Source organism: Lentisphaerota bacterium (assembly GCA_016873675.1).
In the GTDB taxonomy this organism is placed as follows: Bacteria; Verrucomicrobiota; Kiritimatiellia; order RFP12; family JAAYNR01; genus VGWG01.
Map to the genome: position 1 here is coordinate 1 of VGWG01000084.1, position 11,619 is coordinate 11,619.

The following is an 11,619-nucleotide window of genomic DNA, read 5'->3' on the forward strand; positions in this document are numbered from 1 at the left end:
CGCTGATGACGACCGGCCAAATCTCATCGCTCATTCCCGAACGATGGGTGCGCCAGGCATCAACTCTTCCCGCTGGTTGACCCGGTCCTCGCCGCCCGGCAGACATGCGGTTGGTGAGACGCTTACTGATGAAGCGCAACATGAAGGCGATCGAAGCCCTCCATGCCGAACCTGCGACTCAAGTGGTTCTGTCGGACGAAAACTCCCTGTGGGGAGCCGATGTGTACATTGAGGTAACCCAAGACATTCCAAACGCGACGATGGCAACTATCTCCGGCACCTTTTATTCCAAAGTCTATGAGGGGCCCTATCGGAACGTGCGGAAATGGATCGAGGACATGAAGGCCTTCGTGAGCGCCAAGGGGAAGAACATGAAGAAGATGTATTTCTTCTACACAACATGCCCGAAGTGCGCGAAGAAATACGGGAAGAACTACGTGGCGATTCTGGCTCACATATAGGAGCCTCTTGCAAAACCCTGTTTTGTAAGAGGAGTGTTCAGGTGTCAGGTTTCGGGTGTCAGGAAGAAACGCCTGCAACCACATGGCATTGCGTCTTCCTGAAACCTGAACACTGAAACCTGAAACCCGCGCTTGCAGGGGTTCTGCAAGCGCCTCATAGGATTGGCCATTGCCAATCACAATCTGAACCCTGAACCCTATCGCTTGTTCTTTTCCGAGGCGGCGGTGTTGTCGAGTTGCTCCTGGCAATAGCGGCGGATGAACCGGGAGTGCGGATCGGACGGCAGCGCCCGCTCACAGGCGTTTGCCGCCGCCAGCGCCTCCTCATGCCGGCCGAGCGCCATCGCGGTGAGGGCGATCATCCCCTGGGCGTTGGGCTCGCGCGGATTGACCGCCGCAGCCTGCCGGGCCGTGACGAGCGCGGCGCCCGGCTGCTTGACGCCGTTCTGGCACGCGGCGAGGATGAGCAGGCCCGCGTAATCGTTGGGCGCGAGGGCCAGCCCCTCGCGCGCCAGGCGGACGCCTGCGGCGCAATCGCCCCGCGCCCGCGCCTGCTCCGCCTGGTTGAACAGCCGGATCGCCGGCGCGATCGCCCGCAGCGCCGCCGTCCGCTCGCGGAACCGGGCCTCGTTGGACGGCCGCCCGACGGCCGGAATCGTGGCCGCCTGACGCCGGGCCGACTCCAGCCGCTCAGCGCTCATCGGGTGCGACGAGAAAAGCCGCTCGACCAGCAGCGGATTGCGCTCGCCGAGGCGGGTCAGCAGGGTCATCAGCCCCACCATGCCCTGAGGATCGTACCCGGCCGCAACCAGATAGTTCATGCCGATCGCGTCGGCCTCCCGCTCCTGATCGCGGCTGTATCGGGCCAGACCGGCGCCGCCGAGGAGTTGTCCGCCCGTCATCACCAGATCGGTGTACGCCGATTTCCCGGCCTGCAGCGCAGCCCCGCCCAGGCCGAGCGCGGTCGAGAACAGGGTGCTTCGCGTGATCGCCCGGGCCGTGTGGCGGGCATTGACGTGCGCCAGCTCATGGCTAAGCAGCGCCGCCAGTTCGGCTTCGTTGCGCAGTTCGATCAGGAGTCCGCGCGTGATGGCGATCGTCCCGCCCGGGAATGCATAGGCGTTGGCATAGACCGCGTTGACCACGCGGAATGAATAGGGCATCTGCGGCCGGTGGCAGTGCTGCACGAGCGTGCGCCCCACGTCGGACACGTAGGCGTTCAGCGCCGCATCCTGCACCGCGCCATAGTCGGACGAGAGCTGCCCCGGCGATGCCTGTCGGTCGATGGCGATCTCCTCGGAAGGCGAGACCAGCATCAATTCCGACCGCCCGGTCACCGGATTGGTCGCGCATCCCGCGGCCGCCGCCAGGAGCGCGGCGACACCCATCACGTGCACAATCAATCGCAGGCGTTTCATTTCGGGCCCTCCGGAATGGATTCGGCGGCGGGATACAGGGGGGCAGCCAGGCGGTCGCCGACGCGGAGCGGATGGCCGCACAGCAGCGCCTTGCCGCTCATCCGGCGGGCGCCTTCTGGCTGAGCCTCCAGCAGCCGCAGTCCGCCATGGCCGGTCAGCACCACAGGACCCTCGCCCGACACGTCGCACACCGTGCCGGGCGCCAATCCTGCGGGTGCGACCCAGTCCGGCAGCGCCTCGGAGCGAAGCAGCTTGAGCCGCATCAGCGTCCCGCCCTTCAGTGTGAGTGGCAGCCAGGTGAAGCAGCCCGGCCACGGATTGAAGGCCCGGACGCGGAGGGCGAGTTCCGTCGCCGTGCGTGTCCAGTCCATCGCCCCATCCTGCTTGCTCAGCTTGGGGGCGAACGTTGCGAGGGAGGCGTCTTGCGGCGTGCGCGTCAACTGCCCCGTCTCAGCGAGGCGCACCACCCGGAGCAGCGCCACCGCGCCGAGGAGCGCCAGCCGTTCGAGCAGCGACTGGGCGGTGTCGTCGCGCAGGATCGGTTCGGCGGACTGCATCAGCAGGTCGCCGCTGTCCATCCCTTCGTCCATCATCATGGCGGTGACGCCGGTGACCGTTTCGCCGGCCGCGATGGCGCGCTGGACCGGCGCGGCGCCGCGGTAGCGCGGCAGCAGCGACAGGTGGATGTTGATGCATCCCAGCGGCGGGAGCGCCAGGATCGTCTTCCCCAGAAACTGCCCGTAAGCCACCACGACGATCAGGTCGGGCGCCCAGGCGCGAAGCTGCTCGATCGCCTCCGGCCGGTTGACCTTCTCGGGCGAGATCACCGTCAACGCGTTCACATGCGCCTTGGCCTTGCACGGACACGGCATGAAATGCTGGCGCCGTCCGCACGGGCGGTCGGGCTGCGTCACCACGCCCACCACCTCGGCGGCCCGCATGTAGACGAGGGCGTCGAGCATCACCGCCGACGTTTCGGCCGAACCCATGAACACAATGCGCATCCCCACTATCCTTTTGCTTGAGCCGCGCGGAGCGGAAACGGTCTAAAAAAACGGCTCCACGCGCAAGCCGCAGCGGCGTTTACTATAGCGTGTTGGCCGGGTCATCGGCAATCCGCAAAATACCCCGAGTCTGGTCTTGCAAGCGATGGGATACAGGCGGTACAATCGTTGAATCACGTTTCAAGAAGCGGGAAAGCGGGAAGGTTATGTTCAAACACCACGTTGTCATTGGGATGGTCGCCGTTCTGGCTGGTTGCGGGAAGCCGGCGCTTCAGCCGGAGCCTGCGGCTCGGAAACCGGAGCCCGCGGAGACCGTCAGCGCGGTTGCAGAAACGAACGCGCGGCCGGTTCCAGCAGTCTCCAGCACCCAGGCAACGGCCCCAGTCGAGCCTGCGGCGACCCCCGAGTCGGTTTCGGCGCCCGTCGAGGCGAAGGACTTTGAGGGTCGAATGGCGGAATTGGTCGCCTTCATGAACGACACGAATTTTGGCGAGGCGATCCGACTGGGCCGGGAGATGCAGAGCGCGTTTCAGGAACCGGAGCAATATAACCGGGTGGCCGAGACACTGCGCCGCCTGACCGAATACAGGCGGGCCGCCCCTCCATTGGTGATCGCGACCAAGAACCTCGCCGCGGCTGATCCCCGGGCGGCAAAGGCGGCTCTGAACGAGTTGGAAGAGGCGGAGGATCTGGGTCTTATTTTCCTCCGGCACGCCTTGCGCACACAGGCGGCGGAGATTGCCTTGCCGGCTGGCGCGCTGCTGCTCGATCTGAACGATACCGAGTCGATTCCCCTATTCATGCGCCACATGCAGGCGAATCCCGATTCACCGATCGGCCGCGCGTCGGTCCGGGCGCTTGTGATCATGGTTAAAAGCCTGCCGCCCGATGTGGTGCTGGCCTGCTTCGATAGCGTGCGGAGCGACACCGCCTTTGGCGCGACGCCGGCGTTCGACATTCTGGATGCCGTTTTTCAGCGCCTGTGTGAACGAGATGAAGCCCGGTTCAACGAGCGGGTGAACAGCGCGGAAGGAATCGATGTGCTCCGGGCGTATCTCCAGGCGGCCTTGTTCTCCACGAATGCAGCGGTGCGGGCGTGGGCGTGCACCCGTTCACCCGAGTTTCTCCCCCTTTTCAACGGTTTTCGAGCGACCTATTACGCGGATACGATCTTCGGCGAGCCTCTCCTCGACCGCAACGAGACACAGCCTCAGGTGGAGATCGGCAACCGGGCGTTCCCTGTGCCTGGAGGGGGCGTGAACGCCCTATCCGTCCGCTGGAGCGGCGATCTGCAGGTGCGGCAGGCCGGTGAATACGCATTCACGCTGCAGTGCGGGCCTTCCGCCCATCAAACGACCCGGCTGTGGATCAACGGCGAGAACGTGTCAACCCGTGACGGCTGGAACACTGTCAATTGGCAGCCGCAGACGTTCAAGAAGGCGCTCTCGAACGGATGGCACGCCGTCCGGATTGAATACACCAAGGCCAACAATGCGCCGGACGGGTCCATCCGGTTCACTTGGGCCGGGCCTTCCGCCGTCATGCGGTCGCGGCCGTGGCCGGAGGAGATCGATGCCATCGCGCGCGCCATGTCGGATCTCAACTCGACCCACTCATCCGCCGTGCGCGCGGCTCGGGAGCGGCTGGGATCGGCGTCGGACGTCGGCAAGGTGTTCCTGTACGATGGGTTTAAAAACGCATCCGGCGACGGTGCCAGGCGCGTCCTTGATCTGCTCACCGGCCTGTACGACGCGGACGTGGCGTCGGTTCTTCTGGCGCGACTGAAGACGGAAAAAGACGCGGCGATGCGTGACGGGCTCACGGACGCGCTCTGTGATCTGGCAGGGGTGATCACGCCGGACGCTTTCCCGGAGGTGTACCGCGCGGCGCTGGAGCCGGATGCGGGGGCCATGAATCCGTATGTCTCCATCTTGTGCGCGGCGCTGATGGCGCGTCAGGGCGACGCGGCGGCGTTCAATGCGCTGGTCACTGACGCTCAGGGCCATCAGGCGCTGACCCGCCACGTGCAGGCCGCGCTGGCCTCCCCGTCCGACGAGGTCGTCCGCCTGGCGTTGGTGCGTGGGGCCCCGATAGCCCCGGTCATGCAGGGGATTCTGGGCCGGTATTATGCCGGGCAGGCGTTCTTCAACCCCGTCTTCGAAACCGTCGATCCGCAGGTCAGCGTGAACAATCGGGAGTTCCGGTTCCCGGACAAGCGGCAGGACGACATCTCGGTCCGCTGGACCGGATTCCTCAACATCTCCGTGCCGGGGTCCTACATGTTTATCGTGAACGCGCACAGCGGGGCAAACGTGTGGGTGGCGGATCAGCTTGTGGCGCAAAGCGCGGGGGGGGCAGAGAACCGAAAGGATACGGTCAAGCTGGCCAAAGGCTGGCACAAGCTGCGGGTGGATTTCTGGCAGGGCAGCGGCAACAGTCAGGTGCAGCTCTCGTGGAAGCCGCCGAGCGGCCCTCGTGAAGTGATTCCGGCGACCGTGCTGAAGGCCCCGCCTGTGGCCTCCATCCTCGCGCAGATCGAGAAGACCGTGGCCAGCCTCCCCGCCGCCAATCCGGAGGCGCTGGCCGCCGCTGGCGCCCTGCTGAGGACTTACGGCGACGTGTCGGGATTCTACCTCGACCGCGCCCTGCGGCGGGCGCATCCGGCGTCCATCGCGCCCTTTGTGACGGCGCGTGTTGAGGCGAGGGATCTCTCCCTGGCCGGGACGATCCGCGAGCTGCGGAAGGCCGCATCGCCCCTGGCGATCGCGATCGACGCCTGTCTCGCCGATCTGGCTGCGAAAGGCGCCCCGAGCCAGGCACCCTGGTTTTATGCCGTCATGAAGGCCGACACGGATATGGCCTTCCCGATTTGCGAGCCGTTTCTCTCCAAGGTCATGCAGGAGACCTGCAAGCATAACGTTAGTGCGTTCAATGCGCTCGTGGGGGACCCGCAGGGGAACGCAATACTCAAGGCCTATATCAATAAATTACCCAAGCCGGAGACCAAGCCGGAGACCAAGCCGGATCAGCCCAAGCTGAATTCCAAGCCGGATCAGCCCAAGCTGAATTCCAAGCCGGATACCAAGCCGAATGCGAATCCGAATCGGAATCCGAATCGGAAGCCCAAGTGACCGACGATCCCGTAAGGGGAACAGGACTGATCCATGATCGCCTTTGTTCGCGGCATTCTGTTTGAGAAAAAACCCATGACGGCCTGGCTCGATGTCCAGGGCGTGGGCTACGAGGTGATGATCACGCTGGGCACCTATGACCGATTGCCCGCCGTGGGGGAGCCCTGCATCCTGCATACCTGCCACATCATCCGCGAGGATGCGCATCTGCTGTTCGGGTTCCATGACCGTGACGAAAAAGCTACCTTCGAGTTGCTGATCACCGTCAACGGCGTCGGACCCAAGGTGGCGCTGGCGATCCTCAACGGCCTGCCCGTCGCCGACCTCCGGGCCGCGATCGCCGAAGGCAATGTCAAGCGGCTGAGCACCGTCCATGGCGTCGGCAAGAAGACCGCCGAGCGGCTGGTTGTTGAACTGCGCGACAAGATCGATCCCGCCGAAGCCTTTGCCGCGCAGATCCTGGCGCACCCCGGCGGCGATTCCGCCGTCTTGCGCGACACGGTGCTGGCGCTCACCCAGCTCGGCTTCTCGCACGATCAGGCCCGCAAGAAGGTCCAGGCCGCGCTCGATGCTGGCGCCGACCCCGCCAACACCGAAGCGCTGCTCAAGAAAGCCCTCGCCGGGCGCTGATCCGAAAGGCTCGGCTCTGGACTCACGCAAACCGGCGCTTCAGGCGTCCCTGGTACTTGTCGATCGCCCAGCGCACCAGCTCGAACGGCTCGCGCACGCCAAATAGCAACGCGCCGGCAACCCCGCCGGCAACCCCGCCGCCACCGCCCGCCGCCAGTTGGATGAGGTCGCCCAGCCGCCGTCCCGCGTGCAGCTCGGCTGGCAGCGCGTCCGCCCCCCGCATCGCCATCCAGGCGCCCCCGCCCGCCATCAGCGAGGTCAGCCCCACACGTCCCAGAAAGGCCAGCGTCGGCCGGAGCGGAAAGACCGGCGTGGACGCGCGTAACAGCCCGATCAGGGCCACGCTCTTGAGCGTGCGCGACAGCGCAAACCCGCCCGCAATGATCCCCAGCAGCAGCAGGTCGTTCCCCTGGCATAGCCGCAGCCCGGCCCAGCTCACCGCCATGCTGAACGCGGAGAAGAGCAGCCCGACCACCACCACCGACGTCGTGCGGCGATTGGCGAAGAACGCCTGCATCATCAGCGCCTCGACCGCCGCCGCTGGCAGCACAAACGTGTAGCAGGCGGTTGAAAGCGCGGTGCGGAGGACCGCAATCTCCTGAAATTCGCCGCCCTTGAAGACCAGCGAGGTCAGCGGGACGGCCACCAGCGCCGTCACCACGGAGAAGGGGATGAAGACCGCGAGCAGCATCCGGCCGGAACGGGTGATCACCTCGGCGAGGCGGACATGGTCGCGGCGGTCCACCAGTTCGCAGAAGAAGGGAAACGCCGCGATGCTCAGCGTGTAGGGCACCATCCAGTGGATCGTCCCCTGCAGTTTGCGTCCCATGGAATTCGCCTGCATCAGTCCGACCGCTTCGAGCGGACTCAGGATGTACACGTTGTTGAACACATCGCGCACCTTGGCGAAGAGGATCCCCCCCAGGAGCGGCAGGGCCAGCCACAGCATGGCGCGCACCGCCGGGTCGTTCAGATGGAGCCGCAGTCGGAAGAAGCCCGCCTTGTCGTGCAACCCGGTCAGATGGGTGGCGAGCTTGAGCACGCTCCCGAGGAGCAACCCGGCGAGCAGTCCGTAGGCGGCGTGTTCGCGGCCGAACCACAGCACGCTTCCCAGCACGCCAGCCACGGCCGCAAACTTCCAGATCGCGTCTCCAAAGGCCGCCAGAAAAAACCGCTTGTAGCCATTGAGGATGACGTAGGTCGTTGATCCCAGGGTCAGCCCGAACAGCGCAGGCGCCAGCATCCGCACGGCGTCGCGCCCCAGTCGGATCTGCTCGGCATTCCGCTCGGCGGTCCATTCCGTCCAAAGCCCCACGGCCCAGCCCGGTGCGAGCATCAACGCCGCGACCACGGGAATCAGGATCAACACCTGGAGGGTGAGGATCGTGTTGGCGAAACGCCAGGCCGTCCGATCCCCCCGCTCTCTCAATTCGCGCATGAACACCGGCAGGAAGGCGGGGCCGATCACCTCCTCGCCGATCAGGAACAGGCTGAAGATGCAGCCCTCGAAAGCAAAGGCGTAAACCGCGTCATAGGTCGCGCCGGGCAGATAGTGCCCCATGGCCTTGGCCTGAATCAGCCCGGCCAGTTTGAACAGCAGGTGCGCGATCCCAATCACGACGCCGGCCCGGAGGATCCGCTGGGCCGGCGTTTTTTTTTCGTGCTCCATCACCGACATCCCATACCCGCACTTTCAGGACGAGGATCACATCCCATCCCTGGTCCACAGGTCCAGCGTGGTCCATCCCTGGCCAAAATCGCGCACCTCGCCCGTTCGTCTGTAGCGCCGGGCCAGCGCCTCGCGCAGGCTCCGCTGCTGGGCCGCGTCAAGTTCGGTCATCGCGGGCGCGCCGATGGCAAACGCATAGCCGCTGGTCGCGGCATCGGGTGCGTCGGTCGTCGCGATCACCTCCAGCAAACGCGCGCGGTTGAGTACAAGCACGCGCCGTGCCTGATCGCCGTCCAGATCCGGAAAATAGCCGAACGGCCCCATCTCCAGTCCGGGGGGGACCCGTCGTCCGCTCTCCACGGCGAGATAGACATCCTGGGTCAGCAGCAGGGGCGCCGTTTCGCGAGTTCCAGGTCGTTTGAGGGTTGCGCCCACCCGTCGCAGCACCGCCAGATCGGGTGTCTGTTTTTGAACGACCCAGAACCGGTCCTGCCGGATCACAAACCACTCCTGCACCAGGGGCGACGCTGCGGTGGACAGGCCGCAGAACGCCAGGACCGCCCAGACCGCAGCCGTCCGCGCTGCGGCAGGCGCCGCGCATCGTCCCGCCGCGCCCGCGAGCCACGCTGCCGCCGCCGCCGCCGCCAGGGGCATCACCGGCACCTGATAGTCGTCATAGGGATACGGGCTGGTCAGATGCACCGCCGCGACCGCCCCGGCCGCCCAGAGCCAGAGCGAAGGCCAGGCGACGCCGTCGGCGCGGCCGCATGCGTTCTGCCGTGAGCATCCGGCCAGCCGCCACGCTGCCGCCGCGACCGCCAGACCCGCGAGCGGCAGATAGCCGCGAAGCAGACGGGCGATCGAGCCGGCGACGAACAGCGCCCCGCCGCCCGCCCGGCCCGTGTGGAACGTCTGCGCAAAGTGGAACCCCTCTGGCGCGGCCAGGACAAAGGGTCCGTAGACCAGCGCCAGTCCGGTTGCGCCGCCGATCCCAAAGGCCAGCCAGGCGACTCCCAGTCGCCGCCGGTTCGCCAGCAGCCACAGCCCCGTCACCCCCAGGGCCGCGCCCAGGGAGAGGCGCGTTCCGGCGGCCGCCGCGAGCAGCACGCCCGCCGCCGCCGCCCACAGCAGACCCGCGCGCCCGCCGCGATCACAACGGGTGAGCGCCAGCAGCCCGCCCGCCAGCAGCAGTCCCGCCAGCGCGTAGGTCTTGGGAATCGCCATGAAGTAGGCGTGATAGACCCCGCACGCCGCGAGCGTGAAGGCCGTGACGGCCGCCGCCAGCCGTCCCCCCGGCGCCGTGCCGCGCGCGGCCAGAAGCGCCACCAGCACCGAAGCGAGCAGGCCGAGGGTGGCGGTCACGATTCGCCCGCCGAGCACGCCTGCGTCTGACCACAGGGGCGCCAGCCAGCCGTAGACCATCGGCAGTACCGGCCCCTGAGTAAAAAAGAAATCGCGATACGGCAGCCGTCCGGCGGCCGTTTCAAGGGCTGCATACAGATACCAGCCCTCGTCCTGATTCAGCGGCCCCAGCCAGACGGCTGCCGCCGCGATCACCACCGCCGCTGCGCCCGCCGCCGCCCCTGCCGCCAGCACCCATTTTCGCTCGTCCATGACACGCCCCCGTTCCCGTCGATTGGCATTAGGGTATCGCCTTACCGCCCCGGAATACAAGGGCGAAGTGAAAGCGTGTTCGGAGCCTTGCCGGCCGCGATGGATTCCGGTATGATGCCGACATGCGCTTGTTCGTTGCGATCAAATTGAGTGTCGAAGCCCGCCGTGCGTTGGGAATAGCGTGTGCCCCGTTTCACGCCCTGGCCCAGGACTGCGTCTGGAGCAATCCGGAGCAGTTGCACGTGACACTCGCCTTCCTGGGCGACTGTGCGCCTGCGTTTCTGCCGCATCTCACGCGCGCGATCGACGCGGTCTGCCAGCCGGTGGCGCCGTTCACCTGCCGGTCGGTCGGATTCGGCTATTTCGGGTCCCGTCGCTATCCGAGCGTGATCTGGGCCGGTGTCGAACCGGCTGATGTAATCGAGTCGCTGCACGAGCGTTTCTGGCAATCCTTCACCAAACTCGGCTATGAGCGGCCCAGCGCCCGGTTCGACGCGCACATCACGCTGGCCCGCTGCAAGGACCGCACCCGCAATGCGGCGTTGCTCGAAGCGCTGGATGCGGCCGAGACCGACAACCTCGGCCAGTGGGACGCCGCCGGCGTGACGCTCTTCGAGAGCCGCCTCGGTCCGCGCGGTGCCAGCTACCGCCCCGTGCACCAGGCCGCGTTCGGGCAGGCGAGGGGTTATTAAAGGACGGGCCTGAATGGCTTGCCTTTTTTAAAGCTGTTAGTAGGCTCAGGCCCGCGCCATCGCGACGGCCCAGACCCGCCACGCTCCGCCCGCTTTCAGCGCGCGCGCCCCCTCGCTGAGCGTCGCGCCCGTGGTCATGACATCGTCAATCAGCAGCACAGTCCGGCCGACCACCCATCCCGCCTCGCGCGTGACGAAGGCGTCGCGCACGTTCCGTCGGCGCGCGACGGCCGAGAGGCGCGTCTGCGTGCCGGTGTCGCGCACCCGCTTCAGCGCTCGGGGCGCGAACGGCCGGTCGAGACGGCGCGCGACCTCCGCTCCCAGCAGTGCCGCCTGATTGTAGCCCCGGCTCCGTGCGCGGGTGGGGAACAGCGGGATCGGCACGACCACATCCACGGCTGCGGCATCGAACTGCGCCACGACGCAGCCGGTGACCAGCTCGGCCAGATCGTCGGTCAGCCACAGCGCCCGACTGTATTTGAACGCATGCGTCAGCCGACGCAGGTTTCCCCGAAACCTCCCCGCCACGCGCGCCCGGTCAAACGCCGGCAGATGTTCCCGGCAGGCGCTGCACAGGAACGCATGCGTCTCGGCGGTTCTGACCCGACATCCGCACCGCTCGCAGCACGAGGCGTTGAGCAACGGCAGCCTCCGGAAGCAGTTCCAGCAGAGATGCCCCGACGGCCGGTCGGAAGGGCCGCCGCAGCCGCCGCACACGCGGGGAAAAATCAGCTCGCCTGCCGCCGCGGTTAGCCGCCGCATGGCCGGCAGGAGCGTGAGCCCTGCTTGTCTGACCGTCTTCAGTTTAATCCCCTTTTTAGACACACTGAGGCGCTTGCAGAACCCCTGCAAGCGCCGGTTTCAGGTTTCAGGAAGACGCAACATCGTGCGGTTCTACCTGACACCCGAAACCTGACACCTGAACACTCCGCATGCAAAACAGGGTTTTGCATGCGGCTCTCACCCCCACAGTGGCCGCGGATAGTGGCACGCCTCGGCA

9 protein-coding genes are annotated in these 11,619 nt (G+C 66.3%); 4 read left to right on the top strand and 5 right to left on the bottom strand.

The features are described 5' to 3' along the window. Positions 1-140: 140 nt before the first annotated feature. The gene (locus FJ222_09765; GenBank protein MBM4164707.1) at positions 141-461 is read left to right on the top strand and encodes a hypothetical protein; all 321 of its coding nucleotides are present in this window, start codon (positions 141-143) and stop codon (positions 459-461) included. Positions 462-658: 197 nt separating this feature from the next. Here FJ222_09765 and FJ222_09770 read toward each other — a convergent pair whose 3' ends face one another. Next, positions 659-1,879 (bottom strand): peptidase M48 Ste24p, encoded by a 1,221-nt coding sequence (locus FJ222_09770; GenBank protein ID MBM4164708.1) that lies wholly within the window; start codon positions 1,877-1,879, stop codon positions 659-661. Next, positions 1,876-2,883: a methionyl-tRNA formyltransferase gene (locus tag FJ222_09775; protein MBM4164709.1), complete on the bottom strand. Its 1,008-nt coding sequence runs from the start codon at positions 2,881-2,883 to the stop codon at positions 1,876-1,878. Before FJ222_09775 ends, FJ222_09770 begins: the two co-directional genes overlap by 4 nt. A gap of 206 nt (positions 2,884-3,089) precedes the next feature. Here FJ222_09775 and FJ222_09780 point away from each other — a divergent pair, with 206 nt between their 5' ends. Then, positions 3,090-6,014 (top strand): hypothetical protein, encoded by a 2,925-nt coding sequence (locus FJ222_09780; GenBank protein ID MBM4164710.1) that lies wholly within the window; start codon positions 3,090-3,092, stop codon positions 6,012-6,014. Positions 6,015-6,047: 33 nt separating this feature from the next. Continuing rightward, on the top strand, positions 6,048-6,644 hold the full coding sequence (ruvA, locus tag FJ222_09785) for a Holliday junction branch migration protein RuvA (GenBank protein MBM4164711.1): 597 nt from the start codon (positions 6,048-6,050) through the stop codon (positions 6,642-6,644). A gap of 22 nt (positions 6,645-6,666) precedes the next feature. On the opposite strand, the gene FJ222_09790 is transcribed toward ruvA, so the two are convergent. Together FJ222_09790 and FJ222_09795 are read right to left on the bottom strand one after the other, a co-directional pair. Continuing rightward, positions 6,667-8,322, bottom strand: coding sequence for a hypothetical protein (locus FJ222_09790; GenBank protein ID MBM4164712.1), 1,656 nt, complete (start codon positions 8,320-8,322; stop codon positions 6,667-6,669). Between the two features lie 27 nt (positions 8,323-8,349). Continuing rightward, positions 8,350-9,927, bottom strand: a complete 1,578-nt coding sequence (locus tag FJ222_09795) for a hypothetical protein (protein ID MBM4164713.1) — start codon at positions 9,925-9,927, stop codon at positions 8,350-8,352. A gap of 122 nt (positions 9,928-10,049) precedes the next feature. On the opposite strand from FJ222_09795, the gene thpR reads away from it, so the two are divergent. After that, positions 10,050-10,619, top strand: a complete 570-nt coding sequence (gene thpR / locus FJ222_09800; GenBank protein MBM4164714.1) for an RNA 2',3'-cyclic phosphodiesterase — start codon at positions 10,050-10,052, stop codon at positions 10,617-10,619. Positions 10,620-10,664: 45 nt separating this feature from the next. Here the strand turns inward: thpR and FJ222_09805 are convergent, their stop codons facing one another. Next, positions 10,665-11,444: a ComF family protein gene (locus tag FJ222_09805; GenBank protein ID MBM4164715.1), complete on the bottom strand. Its 780-nt coding sequence runs from the start codon at positions 11,442-11,444 to the stop codon at positions 10,665-10,667. Positions 11,445-11,619 lie beyond the last annotated feature (175 nt).